This is a genomic window from Phenylobacterium sp. (assembly GCF_025351295.1).
Lineage (GTDB): Bacteria > Pseudomonadota > Alphaproteobacteria > Caulobacterales > Caulobacteraceae > Phenylobacterium.
On record NZ_JANXWD010000132.1, the window covers coordinates 20823 to 37406 of the forward strand.

At 70.0% G+C, this 16584-nt stretch carries 21 protein-coding genes and 1 riboswitch; of the genes, 12 read left to right on the plus strand and 9 right to left on the minus strand.

Annotated features, from left to right (window positions below):
• Positions 1 to 2: 2 nt before the first annotated feature.
• A complete protein-coding gene (locus tag Q0R13_RS18320) occupies positions 3 to 695 on the plus strand; it encodes a DUF599 family protein (RefSeq protein WP_366853216.1) in 693 nt (230 codons plus the stop codon).
• Here the strand turns inward: Q0R13_RS18320 and Q0R13_RS18325 are convergent.
• Positions 692 to 1651, minus strand: a complete 960-nt coding sequence (locus tag Q0R13_RS18325) for an alpha/beta hydrolase (protein WP_293906643.1) — start codon at positions 1649 to 1651, stop codon at positions 692 to 694. The two genes, Q0R13_RS18320 and Q0R13_RS18325, sit on opposite strands and share 4 nt — an antisense overlap.
• Positions 1652 to 1831: 180 nt before the next feature.
• Between Q0R13_RS18325 and Q0R13_RS18330 the strand changes: the two genes are divergently transcribed.
• Positions 1832 to 2284 (plus strand): ribonuclease H, encoded by a 453-nt coding sequence (locus tag Q0R13_RS18330; RefSeq protein WP_293906645.1) that lies wholly within the window; start codon positions 1832 to 1834, stop codon positions 2282 to 2284.
• On the opposite strand, the gene Q0R13_RS18335 is transcribed toward Q0R13_RS18330, so the two are convergent.
• The 3 genes from Q0R13_RS18335 to thrB all read right to left on the minus strand — a co-directional run bounded on the left by Q0R13_RS18335 (position 2281) and on the right by thrB (position 4218).
• Entirely contained in the window at positions 2281 to 2727 is a 447-nt protein-coding gene (locus Q0R13_RS18335; RefSeq protein WP_293906647.1) for a MarR family transcriptional regulator, read from the minus strand. The genes Q0R13_RS18330 and Q0R13_RS18335 overlap by 4 nt on opposite strands.
• A gap of 76 nt (positions 2728 to 2803) precedes the next feature.
• Positions 2804 to 3256: a ribonuclease HI gene (rnhA, locus tag Q0R13_RS18340; protein WP_293906649.1), complete on the minus strand. Its 453-nt coding sequence runs from the start codon at positions 3254 to 3256 to the stop codon at positions 2804 to 2806.
• Entirely contained in the window at positions 3253 to 4218 is a 966-nt protein-coding gene (gene thrB, locus Q0R13_RS18345; RefSeq protein ID WP_293906651.1) for a homoserine kinase, read from the minus strand. The genes rnhA and thrB overlap by 4 nt, the downstream gene beginning before the upstream one ends.
• An 80-nt stretch (positions 4219 to 4298) precedes the next feature.
• On the opposite strand from thrB, the gene Q0R13_RS18350 reads away from it, so the two are divergent.
• Positions 4299 to 4526 carry a hypothetical protein gene (locus tag Q0R13_RS18350; RefSeq protein ID WP_293906653.1) on the plus strand — a complete coding sequence of 76 codons (228 nt, stop codon included), beginning with the start codon at positions 4299 to 4301 and terminating at the stop codon, positions 4524 to 4526.
• Between the two features lie 4 nt (positions 4527 to 4530).
• Positions 4531 to 4932 (plus strand): type II toxin-antitoxin system death-on-curing family toxin, encoded by a 402-nt coding sequence (locus Q0R13_RS18355; RefSeq protein ID WP_293906656.1) that lies wholly within the window; start codon positions 4531 to 4533, stop codon positions 4930 to 4932.
• Here the strand turns inward: Q0R13_RS18355 and ispH are convergent.
• Positions 4929 to 5873 (minus strand): 4-hydroxy-3-methylbut-2-enyl diphosphate reductase, encoded by a 945-nt coding sequence (gene ispH, locus Q0R13_RS18360; protein WP_293906658.1) that lies wholly within the window; start codon positions 5871 to 5873, stop codon positions 4929 to 4931. The two genes, Q0R13_RS18355 and ispH, sit on opposite strands and share 4 nt — an antisense overlap.
• A 217-nt stretch (positions 5874 to 6090) precedes the next feature.
• Between ispH and Q0R13_RS18365 the strand changes: the two genes are divergently transcribed.
• From Q0R13_RS18365 to Q0R13_RS18385, 5 genes are all read left to right on the plus strand, one after another.
• Positions 6091 to 6777: a Tat pathway signal sequence domain protein gene (locus Q0R13_RS18365; RefSeq protein WP_293906660.1), complete on the plus strand. Its 687-nt coding sequence runs from the start codon at positions 6091 to 6093 to the stop codon at positions 6775 to 6777.
• Positions 6774 to 8549, plus strand: coding sequence for an arginine--tRNA ligase (argS, locus tag Q0R13_RS18370; protein WP_293906661.1), 1776 nt, complete (start codon positions 6774 to 6776; stop codon positions 8547 to 8549). The genes Q0R13_RS18365 and argS overlap by 4 nt, the downstream gene beginning before the upstream one ends.
• Positions 8550 to 8678: 129 nt before the next feature.
• Positions 8679 to 8942: an addiction module antitoxin gene (locus tag Q0R13_RS18375; protein ID WP_293906663.1), complete on the plus strand. Its 264-nt coding sequence runs from the start codon at positions 8679 to 8681 to the stop codon at positions 8940 to 8942.
• Positions 8939 to 9253 (plus strand): type II toxin-antitoxin system RelE/ParE family toxin, encoded by a 315-nt coding sequence (locus tag Q0R13_RS18380; RefSeq protein WP_293906665.1) that lies wholly within the window; start codon positions 8939 to 8941, stop codon positions 9251 to 9253. Before Q0R13_RS18375 ends, Q0R13_RS18380 begins: the two co-directional genes overlap by 4 nt.
• The gene (locus tag Q0R13_RS18385) at positions 9237 to 9779 is read left to right on the plus strand and encodes an NADPH-dependent FMN reductase (protein ID WP_293906667.1); all 543 of its coding nucleotides are present in this window, start codon (positions 9237 to 9239) and stop codon (positions 9777 to 9779) included. The genes Q0R13_RS18380 and Q0R13_RS18385 overlap by 17 nt, the downstream gene beginning before the upstream one ends.
• Before the next feature lie 173 nt (positions 9780 to 9952).
• Here Q0R13_RS18385 and Q0R13_RS18390 read toward each other — a convergent pair whose 3' ends face one another.
• Both Q0R13_RS18390 and Q0R13_RS18395 read right to left on the minus strand, forming a co-directional pair.
• Entirely contained in the window at positions 9953 to 10912 is a 960-nt protein-coding gene (locus tag Q0R13_RS18390) for a TraB/GumN family protein (RefSeq protein WP_293906669.1), read from the minus strand.
• A gap of 293 nt (positions 10913 to 11205) precedes the next feature.
• Positions 11206 to 11895, minus strand: a complete 690-nt coding sequence (locus Q0R13_RS18395; RefSeq protein ID WP_293906671.1) for an SDR family NAD(P)-dependent oxidoreductase — start codon at positions 11893 to 11895, stop codon at positions 11206 to 11208.
• 82 nt (positions 11896 to 11977) lie between these two features.
• On the opposite strand from Q0R13_RS18395, the gene Q0R13_RS18400 reads away from it, so the two are divergent.
• Together Q0R13_RS18400 and Q0R13_RS18405 are read left to right on the plus strand one after the other, a co-directional pair.
• Positions 11978 to 12682, plus strand: a complete 705-nt coding sequence (locus Q0R13_RS18400; RefSeq protein ID WP_293906673.1) for a hypothetical protein — start codon at positions 11978 to 11980, stop codon at positions 12680 to 12682.
• 106 nt (positions 12683 to 12788) lie between these two features.
• Positions 12789 to 13121 (plus strand): hypothetical protein, encoded by a 333-nt coding sequence (locus Q0R13_RS18405; RefSeq protein ID WP_293906675.1) that lies wholly within the window; start codon positions 12789 to 12791, stop codon positions 13119 to 13121.
• A 94-nt stretch (positions 13122 to 13215) separates the two neighbouring features.
• Here Q0R13_RS18405 and Q0R13_RS18410 read toward each other — a convergent pair whose 3' ends face one another.
• Together Q0R13_RS18410 and Q0R13_RS18415 are read right to left on the minus strand one after the other, a co-directional pair.
• Positions 13216 to 14016, minus strand: a complete 801-nt coding sequence (locus Q0R13_RS18410) for a PEPxxWA-CTERM sorting domain-containing protein (RefSeq protein ID WP_293906677.1) — start codon at positions 14014 to 14016, stop codon at positions 13216 to 13218.
• 537 nt (positions 14017 to 14553) lie between these two features.
• Entirely contained in the window at positions 14554 to 14733 is a 180-nt protein-coding gene (locus Q0R13_RS18415) for a hypothetical protein (RefSeq protein ID WP_293906679.1), read from the minus strand.
• Between the two features lie 323 nt (positions 14734 to 15056).
• Positions 15057 to 15148, plus strand: a riboswitch (glycine riboswitch).
• A 165-nt stretch (positions 15149 to 15313) separates the two neighbouring features.
• Between Q0R13_RS18415 and gcvT the strand changes: the two genes are divergently transcribed.
• Complete coding sequence (gene gcvT, locus Q0R13_RS18420; RefSeq protein ID WP_293906681.1) at positions 15314 to 16456, plus strand: glycine cleavage system aminomethyltransferase GcvT; 1143 nt, start codon at positions 15314 to 15316, stop codon at positions 16454 to 16456.
• Positions 16457 to 16584 lie beyond the last annotated feature (128 nt).

The window sequence follows — 16584 nt, forward strand, 5'->3', positions numbered from 1 at the left end:
CCGTGAGCGTGCCGAACATCGCGGCCCTGGCCGTGTTCATCTTCGCCTGGGTGTTCTACGAGCCGCTGCTGCACGCGTTCGCCAAGCGGCGCGGCGGGGTGCTGAACACCGACCTGGCGGTGATCCGCACCGTGTGGATGCAGAACATGACCAGCCGCGACGTGCGGCTGATGGACGGCCAGCTGCTGGGCCAGACCCTGAACTCCTGCTCGTTCTTCGCCTCCTCCAACCTGATCCTGATCGCCGGCGCGGCGGGGGCGCTGTTCGGCGGCCAGCGCACCTTCGCCTCGGTCTCGGCGCTGGAGGTGGTGCACACCTCCTCGCGCCTGCTGTTCGAGCTGCAGCTGTCGCTGGTGCTGGCGGCGCTGGCCCGTGGCCTGCTCGACTTCATCTGGGCGATCCGCCAGATCAACTATTGCCTGGCCGCCCTGGGGGCGACGCCCGACCCCCTGCCGGAGCCCGAGCGGATGGCGTTCGGCGCTGTGCTGGCGCGGATGATGAACCCGGCGCTGGGCTCGTTCAGCGCCGGGGTCCGGGGCTATTATTTCGCCCTGGCGGCGGCGGCCTGGCTGTTCGGTCCACTGGCCTTCGTGGGCGTCACCCTGGGCGCGGTCGGCCTGCTGGTCTGGCGCCAGCGCAGCTCGCCGGCGGCCATCGCCATCCACGAATTCCGCAACCTGCTGGATGGCCGCTAACCCATCAGCCGGTCCCGCAGCGCCAACAGGCGCTCCAGCATCGCCGCGCGCAGGAAGAACGACAGATGCCCCTCGCCGGGGATGAGCGCCAGGTCCACGTCGGGCGCCGCGAGCTCGGCGGCGTAGGCGACGACCGCCGAGGACACCGTGTGGGCGTCCGCCTCGCCCTGGATGAAATACATCGGCAGCCCGAAGGTCAGCCCCAGCTTGCGCGCATCGAAGGCGGCCAGCTCGCCGCGCAGCGCGCGGTAGGCCGAAAAGGCCATCGTCGCCGTGTCCAGTGCTGGCGCGTTCGGCGGGGCGTGGCGGGCGCCGGGGCTCGGTGGGGCCAGGTCCATCAGCTCGGCCCAGGCCGCGCCCTCGGCCGCGGTGGCGGCGTTGGCATAGCCGGACTTGATCAGGTCGCCCATTGGGTCGGCGTAGGGCGGCGGGCCCAGCGCTGTCAGCTCGTCGACGGCCGTCCCGTCCCCGGCCTGCTCGGCCCGCGCCAGGACCATCCGGTAGCTCAGGGTCTCCTGCTGCGCCCGGGTCACGATCTGGCCGTTGCCGATATAGGCGCTGAACAGCTCCGGCCGCGTCCGGGCCATCTTCAGCGCGACGATCGTCCCGCCGGAGGTGGCCAGCAGCGCCAGCCGCTTCAGCCCGCAGCGGGCCTTCACCGCCTGCGCCACCGCCAGGCCGTCGCGCGCCAGGCGGGCATAGGTCAGCGGCTGGCGGTCGCCGGGATTGGTCGCCCCCGTATAGCCGGCCCCGGGCTGGTCCCAGTGCACCAGGGTGAAATCGGCCTCCCAGGCCGCGAAGAACGGCGCAACGGCGCTCAAGCCCGCGCCGGCGCCCGGCAGGATCATGAGCGCCGGGTTGCCGGCGTCGCGCCCGCGCACCGTGACCCACTGCTCCAGGCCGCCCACTTCTAGGAAGAAGCCCTCGTCCAGGGCCAGGCTGTCGGTTGCGCTCATGTCCCGGCCTCCCGCCGGCCCGGCGCCGGATACGGAAAACCCCGCCGGCGGGGGCCGACGGGGATGACATTGTGGATCAGTAGAAGCCGCCGCGGGGCTCTGTCAAACCGCGGCCGGCAAAACTTGTCGCGACCGACGGGCAGTGGAATGGTCGCCCTCCACCGGAAGGACTGAGGCCAAGTGCGGATCTGGATCGCGGCGGCGCACGATGCGGCGCACCGCAACGGCGGCTGGGCCTATGTGCGGGCGAACGGCGAGATCGCGGGCCGGGCCGGCGGCGAGCGGCGGACCACCCGGTCGCGGATGGCCCTGGCCGGACTGGCCGCGGCCTTGCAGGACCAGCCGGCCGGCGTGTCCCTCGCCGTGGTGGCGCCCCGTCCGGACGCCCTGGTGCTGCACACCCTGCTGAAACCGCCGCAGGACCCCCCCGCCGACGACCTCGACCTGCGCGCCGCCCTCGCCAAGGCCCTGGCCGGGCGCGCCTGGACCCTGGCGATCGGCGACCCGAAGTCCGCCACCCCCACGGCCTTCGCCGCCGCCTGGGCGGACCTGGCCGGCGACAAGGCCAAGACCGGCGGCGCCTTCACCGCAGCGATCCCCAGGACCAACCTGGTGAAGGTGGCGGGGCTTTAGGCCAGCTCGGTCATCCAGATGCGCAGCGCCCGCAGGAACGGCAGCGCCTCGCGGAATTCCTTCTGGGTGAAGCCGTCGCGCAGCCGCTCCACCTTGGGCCGGATGGCGGCCATCGAGCGGGCATAGGCCTCGCGGCCTTCCGGGGTCAGCCCCACGCGCTTCTTGCGCCGATCGGCGCCGCAGGGCGCCACCGACACCAGCCGGGTGGCCTCCAGCCGCTGCAGGGTGTTGGTGATGGCGCCCGGGGTCATCTTCAGCGCCCCGGCGATTACCGCCGGCGTCAGGTCCTGGCCGCGTCGGGCGATCAGGTTCAGCACCTCGTACTGCGGATAGGTCAGGCCCACCGGCAGGGCGCGGCTGATCGCCATCCGCACGCCGTGCTCGATCAGGCTGATCTCGTCGAACACCTGAACCTCGGGATGGTCCTCGATCACTGCAGCCATCTCGCAACCCTCCGAATCATCCGGCAGGAGAGACGATACCATTCAATCTTGAACGGTCAATTTCAAGGTCGAAGCATCATCCCGCGGCGGCTTCCAGTGCGTCCTTCAAGCCGCGGCGCGCCAGCTCGTCGGCCCGCTCGTTGTGCTCGTGGCCCGCATGGCCCTTCACCCACCGCCATTGCACGTCGTGACGCAGGCGCGCTTCGTCAAGGCGCCGCCACAGATCCTCGTTCTTCACCGGCTTCTTGTCGGCGGTGGTCCAGCCGCGGCGCTTCCAGGCGTGGATCCACTCCGAGATGCCTTTCATCACATACTGGCTGTCGGTGTGCAGCTCGACCTTGCAAGGCTTGGTCAGCGCCTCCAGCGCCTGGATCGCACCCATCAGCTCCATGCGGTTGTTGGTGGTGGCCAGCTCCCCGCCGCAGATCTCCTTGCGCTTGTCGCCATGGAACAGCACCGCACCCCAGCCCCCCGGCCCCGGGTTCCCCGAGCAGGCGCCGTCCGTGTAGATCACCACCCCCGGCGTCATGCGCCGGCCCCGAACAGCACCAGGTCCGGCGAGGACCGATGCACGGCCAGCTTGCGCTCATATTCCAGCGGGTCCTTGGGCTTCACCAGAGCCCCGGCCGGCGTCGCGCCCCAGTCGTGCAGCCGGGTCAGGAAGAACCGCATCGCCGCCCCGTGCGCCAGGATCGGCAGGGCCGCCCGCTCGGCGCCGCTCAAGGGCCGCAGGCTCTCGTAGCCGCCCACCAGGGCCCGCGCCGAGGTGATGTTGAAACTGCCGTCCGGCTCGAAGCACCAGGCGTTGAGCGCCACCGCCACGTCGTAGGCCAGCGCGTCGGTGCAGGCGAAATAGAAGTCGAATGCGGCGGCGAACTTGCCGGCCTGGAAGAAGACGTTGTCCGGGAAATAGTCCGCGTGGATCACGCCGTCCGGCAGACCCGCAGGCCATCCGGCTCGCAACAGCTCCAGGTCGCCCTCGACCGCCTTGGCCAGGCCCGGCTTCAGCCCGTCGGCCGCGCCCGTCAGGCTGGCGAACATCGGCGCCCAGGCCGCCTGGCCCAGGTCGTTGGCCCGGCGCATCGGGAAACCCGCCCCGGCCAGGTGCAGCGCCGCCAGGCTCTGGCCGCCCTCGCGGCAGTGAGCGACGCTGGGCCGCCGCACCGACAGGCCGGAGAGATAGCTCACCAGCGCGCAGGGCTTGCCGCGCATCCGCTTCAGCACCTCGCCGCGCCGGTCGGCGATAGGCGTCGCGCAGGGGAAGCCGTGCTGGGCCAGCCAGCGCATGAGCCCCAGGAAGAACGGCAGGTCCGCTTCCCGCACCCGCTTCTCGTAGACGGTCAGGAAATAGCGCCCGGTCTCGGTCTCCAGCAGGAAGTTGGAGTTCTCTACCCCCTCGGCGATCCCCTTGAACGACACCGCCGCCCCCAGGTCGAAATCGGCCAGCAGGGTCGCCAGCTCGTCGTCGGTGATATCCGTATAGACCGCCATGGGCCCCCGATGCGGGAGGCAGGGTGAAGGCGTCAAGACGTTCCGTCGGTTGCGTGGTGAGCAAATGCCGGAGGCCGCAGATGATTTTTCTCAAGATCGCGCAGACTGACGAAGGCCTTGCCATCCTCCTGAGCCCGGAAGCCCTGGAGCTGTTGGGCGCGCTGGCAGGTCAGGAAGCCGGTTTCGAGGTCTCCCAGGACGGAGAGCTCACCATCGGCGCCCGGGACATGTCGTTCGAGGCCCGCCGCGAGCGGGGTCGCACATTCCTCGAACGCTACGACAAAACCTTCCAGGCCCTCGCAAAGTAAGGCGATGGTCGAACCGGTTTGGCTGGATAAGGCGCTTGTGCTGGCGCTCTACGACGATGTGGTTGCCGCGTCCGGCGGCGCCGCGGGTCTGTTCAATGAAGGGCTGCTGGAGTCGGCTCTGGCGAGACCGATCAACCGGCGCCTGTACGAAGGCGTCGAGGATGTCCTGGAGTTGGGAGCGACCTATATGCGGTCGGCATCGCCTCGAACCACCTTCTTCGATGGCAACAAGCGGATCGCGTTCATAGCGCTTGGCCAGTTTCTTATCGACAACGGGCTCGTGCTGACGGCGAGCGATGACGACGCCACCGAGATCATGCTCGCCGTGGCGAGACGCGAGGTCAACATCGAACAGCTGACGCTATGGCTGCACAGTCGGGCGGTCGGATTCTTCCGGCGCCGCTAACCTGCCAGTACCCGCGGTAGCTTGAACCTCACCGTCTCGCGTGCGGCGTCCACCTCGTCCACCGAGACGTCGAACCGCTCGGCCAGGCGCGCCAGCACGCCCTCCACCAGCACCTCGGGCGCCGAGGCCCCGGCGGTCACCCCGATCCGGCCCACGCCCTCCAGCCAGGCGAAATCCAGGCCCTCGGCGTCGTCGATCAGATAGGCCCTGGCCCCGGCGCGCCGACCCACCTCGGCCAGGCGGACGGAGTTGGACGAATTGGCGCTGCCCAGCACCAGCAGCACCTCGGCCCGGTCGGCGATGGTCTTCACCGCGTCCTGGCGGTTGGTGGTGGCGTAGCAGATGTCTTCCTTGTGCGGCGCGGCGATGGCCGGGAACCGGGCCTGCAGCGCGTCGACGATATCGGCCGTGTCGTCCACCGACAGCGTAGTCTGGGTGACGAACGCCACATTGGCCGGATCGCGCGGCTGGAAAGCCTGGGCATCCGCCACCGTCTCGATCAGCGCCACCGCCCCCTGCGGCAGCTGGCCCATGGTGCCCACCACCTCGGGGTGGCCGGCATGGCCGATCAGCACGATCTCGCGCCCGGCGTCGTGGTGGCGGCTGGCCTCCACATGCACCTTGGAGACCAGCGGGCAGGTGGCGTCGAGGTAGAGCATCCGGCGCGCCCGCGCCTCGACCGGCACCGACTTGGGGACCCCGTGGGCGGAGAACACCACCGGGCGGTCCGGCGGGCACTCCGACAGCTCCTCGACGAACACCGCGCCCAGCGCCTTCAGCCGGTCGACCACATGGCGATTGTGGACGATCTCATGGCGCACATAGACCGGCGCGCCATACTTCGCGATCGCCCGCTCGACGATCTGGATCGCCCGGTCCACCCCGGCGCAGAAGCCGCGCGGGCTGGCGAGCATGACGGTGAGCGGCGGGCGGGTCGACATGGGCCGGAACCTAGTGCCGCACCCCGCCTTGCGCCAGCGGGCAGCCCGCCAAAGTGGGAACCGGCTTGGCGAAAAGGATGCCCGCCCCTCTTTTGAACCGACGCGCCCGCTCCGATCGGGGCGCGCTCCAGGGCCGCGTTGCAGCCATAGTCGTCAGGCTGTACTTAGACCCTGACTCCGCGACGTCCTCGCGGCCCTTCCTGTCTGGACGCCTCGCATGCGCCGACACCTGCTCGTCGCCGCCGCCTTCCTGGCCGCCGCCACCTCCATTCCCGCGGCGTCCTACGCCCAGGGCCGCGGGCAGGATCCCGAGGCCCAGGCGCGCAAGGAAGAGGCGGACGCCGCCAAGAAGAAGAAGCAGAAGGAGGACTGGGGCGACAACCAGGCGCCGCTGCCCGCCCTGCGCAACGCCGGCCCCTGCCCGTTCGTGAAGTCGCTGTATGACGCCGCCCGCTACGTGGAGTTCAAGGACAACCGCGAGGCCAGCGCCAACGTCGGCTGGTCGGGCGAGATCCAGGGCATCTCGGCCGGCTGCCAGTACAAGGACGACAAGCCGATCGAGGTGACCATGCAGGTCCTGTTCGAGCTCGGCAAAGGCCCGCAGGCCACCGGCCGGCAGAAGACCTACCACTACTGGATCGCCGTCACCGACCGGAACAAGGAGGTGCTGGCCAAGCAGTCGTTCGAGCTGCCGGTGACCTTCCCGGAAGGCCAGGACCGCGTCTACCTGACCGAGGACATCGCCCAGATCGTCATCCCGCGCGCCTCGATCGCCACCTCGGGGTCGAACTTCGAGGTGCTGATCGGCTTCGACGTGACGCCGCAGATGGCGGAATTCAACCGCGAGGGTAAGCGGTTCCGCCTGAACGTCGGCCAGACGGCGAGCAACGCCCCGACCCCATGAGCGACCTCAAGCGGGCGCTGGGCGAGGCGGTGGAAGCCGCCTTCGCCGCCATTGGCGCGCCTCCCGAACTGGGCCGGGTGACGCCCTCGGACCGGCCCGACCTCGCCGACTTCCAGTCCAACGGCGCCCTGGCCGCGGCCAAGCGGCTGGGCAAGAACCCGCGCGAGATCGCCACCGCCGTGGCCGAGCGGCTGGCCGGCGACCCGCGGCTCAGCGCCATCGAGATCGCCGGGCCGGGGTTCATCAATCTGAAGGTGGCCGACGCCACCCTTTCCGACCGCGCGAACGCCATCGCCGCCGATCCGCGCCTGGGCGCCGAGACGGTGGCAACCGCGCGGCGGGTGATCGTCGACTACGGCGGCCCCAACGTGGCCAAGCCGATGCACGTCGGCCACCTGCGCGCCTCGATCATCGGCGAGTCCATCAAGCGCATCTACCGCTTCCGCGGCGACGAGGTGGTCGGCGACGCCCACTTCGGCGACTGGGGCTACCAGATGGGCCTGCTGATCGGCGCGGTGATGGACGAGAACTTCGCCGTCCGCGCGGTGGTCGAGCGGCTGAACGCCGGCGTCCACGGCGAGGACCTCGGCGCGTTCGACACCGTCGACCTGGCCGACCTCGACCGCCTCTATCCGCAAGCCGCCGCCCGCGGCAAGGCCGACACCGACTACCGCGACCGGGCGCGCAAGATCACCGCCGCCCTGCAGGTGAAGCAGGCCGGCTACTACGTACTCTGGGAGCGCTTCCGCGCCGTCACCAAGGTCGCCCTGGAGCGCGATTTCCACGCGCTGGGCGTCGACTTCGACCTCTGGAAGGGCGAGAGCGACGTCGAGCACCTGATCGCGCCCATGGTCGCCGAACTGGACGCCAAGGGGCTGCTGGTGGACGACCAGGGCGCGCGGATCATCCGGGTGGTGCAGGATGGCGACAAGCGCGAGTTGCCGCCCCTGCTGGTGGTGTCCTCCGAGGGCTCGGCCATGTACGGCACCACCGACCTGGCTACCATCCTGGACCGCCAGCGCGCGTTCGGGCCGGACCTGGTGATCTATTGCGTCGACCAGCGCCAGGCCGACCACTTCGAGATCGTCTTCCGCGCCGCGATCCAGGCCGGCTACGCCGCGCCGGGCCAGCTGGAGCACATCGGCTTCGGCACCATGAACGGGACCGACGGCAAGCCCTTCAAGACCCGCGAAGGCGGTGTTTTGAAGTTGAACGACATGATCGAGTTGACCCGCGAGAAGGCCCGCGAGCGCCTGCGCGAGGCAGGCCTGGGCGAGGACCTGCCGCCCGCCGAGTTCGAGGAGATCGCCGGCAAGGTCGCCGTGGCGGCGCTGAAGTTCGCCGACCTGCAGAACTTCCGCGGCACCTCCTACGTCTTCGACCTCGACCGCTTCACCAGCTTCGAGGGCAAGACCGGCCCCTACCTGCTTTACCAGGCGGTCCGGGTGAAGAGCCTCCTGCGCCGCGCCGCCGAGGAAGGCGCCCAGGCCGGCCCCGTCAACGTGAGCGAACCTGCCGAGCGCGACCTCGTTCTGACCCTCGACGCCTTCGATGCGGCGCTCACCGAGGCCTACGACAAGAAGGCCCCCAACGCGCTGGCCGAACACGCCTACCGCCTTTCCCAGGCCTTCTCGCGCTTCTACGCCGCCTGCCCGATCATGACCGCCGCGCCGGCCGTCCGCGCCTCGCGCCTGACCCTCGCCACGGCCGCCCTGCGCCAGCTGGAACGGGCCCTCGACCTGCTGGGCATCGCTACGCCGGAGCGGATGTAGCGGCTATTTCGGTTTGGGGGCCGGCGGCGCGCACCGGCCGCGGATTCACCCCATAAGGTCAGCGCTTCTGACGTTGATGCGTCCACAATATTCCTTATGTTTAGGACGCCACAGCCCGGAGCGCACCACGTGCCCAGGACAACCACCCTCAACGTTCGCGTCAGTGGACGCCTCGGCGATTTCGTCGCCGACAATGTCGGTGATGGCGGAGCCTACGAGAACGTCAGCGAGTACATCCGCGATCTGATCCGGCGCGACATGGCCCGAGCCGACGCCGAGGCCTTCGAACGTCTCAAGGCGGAACTGCAGCAGGCCTTCGCCGCGCCTGACGACAGCTATCGGCCGCTCGACGCCGACACCGTGATCGGGCGGAACCAGCGCCCGTCGGCATGAGCGCCGTGCGGGTCCAGGCGGTCGCAGCGCACCGGATCGACGACATCTACCGCTATACGCTGGAGACCTCGGGCGAGGGCCAGGCCGAGCGCTATATCCGCGGCCTGTTCGCGCGGTTCGAGGCCATCGCGGCGCAGCGGTTCCCATGGCGCCCCATCCCGGCGGCCTTCGGCGTCGATGGCTACCTCTGTCGCTACGAAGCGCACGTCATCTACTGGAATACCCTGGCCAACGGTGACATCGGCATCGTCACAGTCCTGCATGAGCGGATGCACCAGATCGAGCGCTTCCGGGATGACTTCGGCGCCTAACCCACCATCGCCGCCAACTCGGCCTGAACTGCTGGGTATCGCCACGCCGGAGCGCGAGACGACCGAGGCCGCCTACGAGGTCGTCGACCTCAAGGATCGGCCGCTGCCCATGGACGACGAGCCGGGCGTGCCGCACGCTGGCGACTACGCGTTCGAGCACACCCGCGCCTGGAGCCGGAAGATCGCCGCGGCCGACGCCTTCGTGTTCGTGACCCCGCAGTACAATTGGGGCTATCCGGCCGCGCTGAAGAACGCGCTCGACCATCTCTACCGGGAATGGGCCGGCAAGCCGGCGATGATCGTCACCTACGGCGGACACGGCGGCGACCGTTGCGCAGCACAGTTGCAGCAGGTCTGCGAGGGCCTGCATATGGCGCCCCTGCCGACAAGGCCCGGGCTGACGCTCTCCAGCGAGCGGATCGAAGCCAATTCCGGCGAGATCGACCCCGCCGCCGAGTTCGCGTCCCACCTGGGCGAGCTCCGGCAGGCGTTCGGCGAGCTGGCGGCCGCCCGTCTCTCACGCTGACTGGGACGGCGACGCCTGCGTAGGGGTGTCCGTGGGGCTGTACAGATTCGGCGTTGAAACAGGCTGGCCCGCCGAAGGCTTTCTGGCGGGCCTGCTCGATCCGCTGGTCCCGGCCTTCGCCGGGATCAGCGGGTGCTTGGCGATCGGCGTGGGCAGGTTTGACCCAATCCTGTTCACCGCCCCGCCGGGCCCTCCACCTCCAGCCCGATGGCCTCCAGGCGCTCGATCACCCCGCCGCGGGCGATCAGCGGCCGCAGGCGCACCATCGCCACTGCCTTGCCCGGGGTCTTCAGCGCCTCGGCGATTTCGGCGGCCTGGTCGCCGACGGTCTGGTTCCACGCCGCTGCGCCGCCGGAGATCGCCAGGAAGCACTTCTCGAACCCGCGCGGCGCCTTCAGGGCGGCGGCCACGTCGCCCCGCGCCCAGCCTCGCGCCGCCTCGGCCGCCGCTGCTTGGCCGGCCTCCACGTCATCCATCGCCGCGTCGAGGCAGGCGCCCTGGATGTCGTCCGTCAGCCCGGCCTTGAATTCCTTGATGAACGGCGCGGCGTCATGCGCCTCCAGCCGCCGTTCGCGCACCCGCAACCTGCGCGCTGCGCGGCGCACCTCCTCCTCGGCGTCACGCCCGCGGGGGCCCAGGCGCGCGTCGCCCACCAGGATGAACCCGGCCACCATCGGCCCCCAGCCGGCATAGTGTTTCGGGTCCTTGCCCAGGCCCTGGCGCAGGGCCACGAACCGCGCCCGCACGGGCTCCGGCAGGTCGTCCTCCATCGTGCCCTTGGTGCGCAGGGATCGCCGAAGCGAGAACAGCAGCCCGATGTTGCCCAGCCCCAGCTTGTACGACCGCCCGCCGCCGATCAGGGCGTTGGAACCCTTCAGCCGTCGCTGCAGCCCGGCCATGTCCCACGTCAGGTCGGCGGGCAGGGCCGCGTCGGGCAGCGCGAGGATGTAGACCGTGGTGTCGTCGTCCGAGACCCGCCACCACGCCGGCCCCCGCTCCTTGGCGGTCACCACCAACTCCTCGACGATATTCCCCTCGGGGTCGTCAAGCTTCGGGCGCGGCGGCTGGGCCCTCCCCGCACCGGCGACCGCCACCGCCAGGCCAGCCAGCACCGCGCAAGAGATCCGTTTCATGCCGTCCCCCAAGCGTCCCCCCAGTCGCCGACAAAGCTTCCGCGATGCGGGCGGCAACGCTTGCGCCATCCGATCCCTCGGCCACTCCTGCCGAAAGAGCATAACAGTTCTGCGAAAGCGGGCAGTGCGGCGGGGCCATCGAGGCTCTAGTTTGGCGCGGAAGCGAAGGAGTTCCCCCATGGTTATGAAGGTCGGCTTGGCCGCAATGAGTTTCGGTTTTGTCGTCGTGATGGCGATTCCGATCGTGGGCCCGATGCTGCTCGCCGCGCACTGATCCGGATGCCGCGCATCCGTCAGGAGACGCGCGCCCGCAGATCGCTCCTGGCCTGGTAGAGCGTCCAGAACGCTTCCGCCACGGTTGAGGGTGAGATGCCCAGGTCGTTGCCGGTCGGCGTACCCTTGATGGCCCCGGCGATGATCACCTCCCCGACGTAGACCCCCTCACCCGCCAACCGCGCGGCCAGCAACCCGGCCAGCTTGTCCTTGGCGGCATTGCCGAGCGCCACCCCCACGGCATCCAGGCCGATGGCGAACTGGTCCATCATCGGCGACAGGTCCCCCAGCGCGCCGTTGGTGATGAGGACAGCGCCCTCGCCGGAGGCCTTCAGGTCCGGCAGCGACTCCTGGACAGCGGCCAGCAGCCCGACGATCGCCACATCGAAGACGCTGCGCACCGCGGCCGGGTCCGCGGCGACCAGGTCGACCGCGCCGACGCCGCGGAACGCATTCCAGTGCAACACGGTGATCTGTCCGAGTTCGTCGCGCGCCTTCGCGATCGCGGCGCGGATGGCAGCGGGATCGCCCGCGTCAGCCGGGAAGGCCGCGGCGACGACGCCTCTGGCTTTCAACGCCTGTAGGCCTTCGACCAGGCGGTCGGCGTTTCGCGCGACGAGCGCGACGGAAAAGCCTCGTGCGCCGAACCAATCGGCCATGCCGGTCGAAACGCCGGGCCCGAACCCTATGATGACTATCGTCTTCGGCATCGCGCGTCCTCGCCCTGGTCGCTATGCAACAATTGCCGCGCTTGACCGTTCCACCGCCACGCCAATCGAAAGAGAGACTACCATGGTTCGGAAAACGTTCTTCGTATCGCTCCTCGCCTCGAGCGCCCTGGCCCTGGCCATCACGACGCCGGCCCAGGCTGGCAAGACTGATCGTGCGGAGGAAGCCATCGCGGCTGCAGAGGCCAAAATCCACACGGCCGAGTCCATCGGCTCCGGCGCCGAGGCGCCGCGCGAGACGGCCGAAGCCCGCGCCGCCCTGGCGACCGCCAAGGAATCGCTGGCGGCCGGCCACAAGTCGCCCTCCATCGCGGAGGCCATCCGGGCTTCCGCCCTGGCCGACACCGCGATCGGCAGGGTGCAGCAGCGCAAGGACGCGACCATCGCCTCCGCCCAGGCGGCGCAGAGGGAAGGCGTCTCCGCCGCCCGCGATCAGGCCGCCGATGCGCGCCAACAGGCCGCCACGTCCCAGCAGCAGGCCGCGGTCGCCCAGCAGCAGGCCGCCGACGCCAACCTGCGCGCCGAGGCCGCCCAGCAGTCCGCGGCCAACTCGGCGGCTGACGCCGCCGCCGCGCGCAACGCCGCGGCCGCCGCGGCGATGACGCCGCCGCCGGCGCCCGCGCTCCCGACCCAGGTCGAGACCACGGTCACCACCCAGCAGGCAGGCGCCCATCGCTCGACGCGGACGCATGTGACGCGACGCACGACGCACCCGGCCGCCGCCCCCGCGGCCCAGGTCACCACGACCACCAAGGTGACCCAGCCCTAAGGAACTGTGGACAAAAGGGCGCGGCCGGACTTGGACGGCCGCGCCCGCTGTGGCCGACCGCCCCACAGGTTCCGGTCGGCCGCCGCATGGGGTAAGGCCTAGTGGGATGAACCTCCGGATCCCCATGGTCGCGGCGGCGGTGGCGCTCGGCCTGTCCCTGGTCGGCCCCGTCTGGGCCCAGGCGCCCGACGACCCGCTTCCGGCCGGTCCCGGCAAGGACGCGGTGGTGCGGGTCTGCACGGCCTGCCATGACGCCACCCAGTTCGCCTACGCGCGCCACACACCCGACGAATGGGACAATGAGATCGCCAAGATGCAATCGGCGGGCGCCGAGATGACCCCGGAAGACCAGCTCGCCATCTCCGACTACCTGGCCAAGACCTTCCCGAAACCCGCGCCCGCCGCGCCCAGCGACGCGAAGGCGCCGTCGGGGCGTTAAGGAGCTTCCGGTGACAGCTCACTCGATTGCATTCGGCCGCCCACCAGCAATGCACCGGATGCGACCGAGCAAACCGTCACCTTAGTCCGTAACCTCAGACCATGGTCGCGCGGCGCCGGGACCGCAGGCTGGCGCCCGCCAGGCCGAAGCCAGCGATCATCAGCGCCCAGCTGGCCGGCTCGGGCACGGCGGCGGAGGCCTTGAAGGTGCTGTGGTCGGGTCCGAAGTCGGCGACGGTGCCGTTGTTGACGATGTCGCGGTACCGCGGCCACATATTGTAGCCGTAGTCGGCGACGTCAAAGCCCTGGGGGATGAAGCCCTGGGCGGCGAATCGAGCGCGATTGATCGTCAGCCTGATGGTCCGGCCTGAGATGGTCACCGAACCCGGATCCAGATTGAAGAAGCCGGTCACCGGCACGGGATCCAGCGGCTTGCTCGGGTCGGCCGGACCCAGCAGGACGACGTTGCCCGTGCCGTCGTTCTGGATCGTGATGAAGCTGTCGAAGGTCACGCCCTGGCCGACCGGCGGGGTGGTGTCGGTGAGGCTGGTGGGGTGGGCGAGCAGGTCGGTCCCGGCGCCCCGGTCGATGCCCCAGACGTAGAAGCCTTCGTCGGTCGTTCCGATGGTCCCGGCCATGGTCGCCGACAGGATGATGTCGGTGGCGTTGAAGGTGGCGCTGGCCGAGACCACGTCGAGGTCCGGAACCGGGTCCGTCGTGGCGTTGAAGGACGCCAGGATGTCGCCCCGCGGATCCACGATGGTCGTCGCCTGGGCCGAGGTTGCGGTCATCGCCGCGCCGGCGAACAGCGCCGCGGCCGCCAGGCCGAGGCGCTGCGCCTTGGTCGCGAGGCTGGGGAGGGCGCTCGCCCCCTGGGTGGGTCTGGTAATCTGCATGTCGCGACGAACTCCCAAGGCGGCCTTGCCGCCAGCCATGGCGCGAGCATCGTCGCGCCAGACTGAGAGAGCCGCGAGCCCAGAAGTTCCCCCACCCGCAAACGGGAAGATCCCGTCATGCCGCCCTATGGCGTCCGGCCTGGACGGCGATTTCGGCACGCAACTGTCACCGCAATAGCGCGCCGGCCACCATGGCGCTCGCGACGTCGATGAGCCGCGTCTAAGTCTCGTCCGACTGCAAATCCAGCCCGTAGAAGGTGCGTATCTTGCGCCGGCGCAGCAACAGGTAGGGCAGCGGCGACGCCAGCAGGGCGGTGATCGGCGCGATGGTCCCGAGGTCCTGGTCGGCGAACAGGTCACTGACGATCCGCAGTCCCAGGGTCTCGCGGGCGCTGACGCCTCAGCGGCCGGCAGGCTTGAGGGCGGGGGATCAACGGCCAACTACCGGGCCGCGGCAATGGTGCTCCCGTCCCCGAATGCCGTCCACCCGGCCCGCCGGGGCGGGACGGCCGCGCTGAACGGCCGGCTCGAAGCGCGTCAGTTGGAAACCGCGCTCGCGCTGCTTACCAGCCAGACGATCACCACCGCGACGATCGCCAGAACGGTGCCGATCACCAGCACCCAGCGGATGTGGCCCGTCTTCTGACCGCCGCTCGCCGCGGTCACCTCGATCGTCTCGCCGTCCCCTGAGGGGTTCAAGTTCGGGTCATTCGCCATGCGCGCTCAACGCACCGCTAGGCATATGGATGCACCACCCGCCGACCGCCGCAAGCCACCTAATCCTCTCCCCTCCCGTATGAGCGCAGCGAACGGAGGGGGAGGGGATGAAGGGGTGGGTCGAGTTTCGGTGACAGCTTGCTAAGCTATCCCGAAGCTTCGCCGCAGCCTGGCGGTCATCGCAACTTCATGAACCGTCACCGAAGCACGAGGATCAAACGCAGAGCCGCGCCCACTCGTGTCGTTCGTGGACAATTACTGGCGCCGCCCGCAGCCCGCCCACTTGCAGATTGACTCCCCCCGCCCTCTCCAACACAACCCCTCCAACTCTCGCGGGAGAGGCCGGGACTCAGCTTCCGGCGCCGAAGGCGCAACCGCCCCGGAAACGCTCAGGCAAAAGGACCGCGCGGGCTGATGAACGCTGGAAAGTCTCTGCCTCGCTCTTAAGCGTACGCAGGGCGCCGAAGGAGCAAGGGTCCCGCCCGGGGTCCGGAATCTCTCAGGTCCAAGGACAGCGGGGGCGCGCGACGTCAGGGTTCCGCCCTGCCGGCCCGCGCGGTCGTCAGCCAAGGTCGCCCACTTGCCCACCGATACCGACACCCCGCTCAAGACCACCCCGCTGACCGCCGCGCACATCGCGCTGGGCGCGCGCATGGTGCCGTTCGCCGGCTATTCCATGCCCGTCCAGTACCCGGACGGCGTGATGAAGGAGCACCTGTGGACCCGCGAGCACGCGGGGATCTTCGACGTCAGCCACATGGGCCAGGCGCGCCTGCGCGGGGTCGCCCCGCTGTCGGCGTTCGAGGAGGTTGTGCCCGGCGACTACATCGGCCTGAAGCCCGGGCGGCAGAAGTATTCCGTGCTGCTGAACCGCACCGGCGGCATTGTCGACGACCTGATGGCCGGCCGCCCGGTGACCGCGCTGGGGACCGGCGACGACGGCCTGTTCGTGGTGGTCAACGGCGCCTGCAAGGATGGCGACTTCCGGCTCATTGATGAGGAACTGGCCGGCCAGGTCACCATCGAGCGGCTGGAAAACCGCGCGCTGATCGCCCTGCAGGGTCCCGAGGCCGCGGCGGTCTTCCAGCACTATGCGCCGGCCGCCGCCCAGATGGTGTTCATGGACATCCGGCTGATGACCGCCTTCGGGGTCGACCTGATCGTCTCGCGCTCCGGCTACACCGGCGAGGACGGCTATGAGATCTCCGTGCCCGCCGCGGCGGCCGACGACGTCTGGAACATCCTGCTGTCGGACCCGCGGGTGCGGCCGATCGGCCTGGGGGCGCGCGATTCCCTGCGGCTGGAGGCCGGGCTGCCGCTCTACGGCCACGATCTGGACGAGACGGTCAGCCCCGTCGAGGCCGGCCTGACCTTCGCCATCAACAAGAACCGCCGCGAACAGCGCGACTTCCCCGGCGCGTCGCGGATTGCCCGGGAGCTGGCCGAGGACCCCGCCCGCGTGAAGGTCTGCCTGCGGGTGCTGGAAGGCGCCCCGGCCCGAGAGGGCGCCGAGGTGGCCGACGCCACCGGCGCCGTGGTCGGGGTAGTCACTTCCGGCGGCTATTCCCCGGTGCTGAAGGGCGGCATCGCGCTCGCCTTCGTGCCCCCCGCGTGCAAGGCCCCCGGCACGCCGCTCAAGGTCATCGTCCGCGGCAAGCCCCAGGCGGCCGAGGTGGTCACCTCCCCCTTCGTGCCGCACCGCTACGTGAGGAACGTGGGATGACGGCGCCATCGAACGCGCCGCAGGCGCCCAGGATTCAAACCACTGAAGACACTGAAGGTGGCGCGCCCCTGACCTGTTCAGTGTTTTCAGTGTTTTCAGTGGTTCACAACATCGGCGCCTGCGGCGCC

What these genes read in the sequence shown, in the direction of transcription:
- Q0R13_RS18325 (WP_293906643.1), bottom strand. Translation starts at nt 1,651, where the DNA reads ATGAGCGCAACCGACAGCCTGGCCCTGGACGAGGGCTTCTTCCTAGAA.
- Q0R13_RS18335 (WP_293906647.1), bottom strand. Translation starts at nt 2,727, where the DNA reads ATGGCTGCAGTGATCGAGGACCATCCCGAGGTTCAGGTGTTCGACGAG.
- rnhA (WP_293906649.1), bottom strand. Translation starts at nt 3,256, where the DNA reads ATGACGCCGGGGGTGGTGATCTACACGGACGGCGCCTGCTCGGGGAAC.
- thrB (WP_293906651.1), bottom strand. Translation starts at nt 4,218, where the DNA reads ATGGCGGTCTATACGGATATCACCGACGACGAGCTGGCGACCCTGCTG.
- Q0R13_RS18350 (WP_293906653.1), top strand. Translation starts at nt 4,299, where the DNA reads ATGATTTTTCTCAAGATCGCGCAGACTGACGAAGGCCTTGCCATCCTC.
- Q0R13_RS18355 (WP_293906656.1), top strand. Translation starts at nt 4,531, where the DNA reads ATGGTCGAACCGGTTTGGCTGGATAAGGCGCTTGTGCTGGCGCTCTAC.
- ispH (WP_293906658.1), bottom strand. Translation starts at nt 5,873, where the DNA reads ATGTCGACCCGCCCGCCGCTCACCGTCATGCTCGCCAGCCCGCGCGGC.
- Q0R13_RS18365 (WP_293906660.1), top strand. Translation starts at nt 6,091, where the DNA reads ATGCGCCGACACCTGCTCGTCGCCGCCGCCTTCCTGGCCGCCGCCACC.
- argS (WP_293906661.1), top strand. Translation starts at nt 6,774, where the DNA reads ATGAGCGACCTCAAGCGGGCGCTGGGCGAGGCGGTGGAAGCCGCCTTC.
- Q0R13_RS18380 (WP_293906665.1), top strand. Translation starts at nt 8,939, where the DNA reads ATGAGCGCCGTGCGGGTCCAGGCGGTCGCAGCGCACCGGATCGACGAC.
- Q0R13_RS18385 (WP_293906667.1), top strand. Translation starts at nt 9,237, where the DNA reads ATGACTTCGGCGCCTAACCCACCATCGCCGCCAACTCGGCCTGAACTG.
- Q0R13_RS18390 (WP_293906669.1), bottom strand. Translation starts at nt 10,912, where the DNA reads ATGAAACGGATCTCTTGCGCGGTGCTGGCTGGCCTGGCGGTGGCGGTC.
- Q0R13_RS18395 (WP_293906671.1), bottom strand. Translation starts at nt 11,895, where the DNA reads ATGCCGAAGACGATAGTCATCATAGGGTTCGGGCCCGGCGTTTCGACC.
- Q0R13_RS18400 (WP_293906673.1), top strand. Translation starts at nt 11,978, where the DNA reads ATGGTTCGGAAAACGTTCTTCGTATCGCTCCTCGCCTCGAGCGCCCTG.
- Q0R13_RS18405 (WP_293906675.1), top strand. Translation starts at nt 12,789, where the DNA reads ATGAACCTCCGGATCCCCATGGTCGCGGCGGCGGTGGCGCTCGGCCTG.
- Q0R13_RS18410 (WP_293906677.1), bottom strand. Translation starts at nt 14,016, where the DNA reads ATGCAGATTACCAGACCCACCCAGGGGGCGAGCGCCCTCCCCAGCCTC.
- Q0R13_RS18415 (WP_293906679.1), bottom strand. Translation starts at nt 14,733, where the DNA reads ATGGCGAATGACCCGAACTTGAACCCCTCAGGGGACGGCGAGACGATC.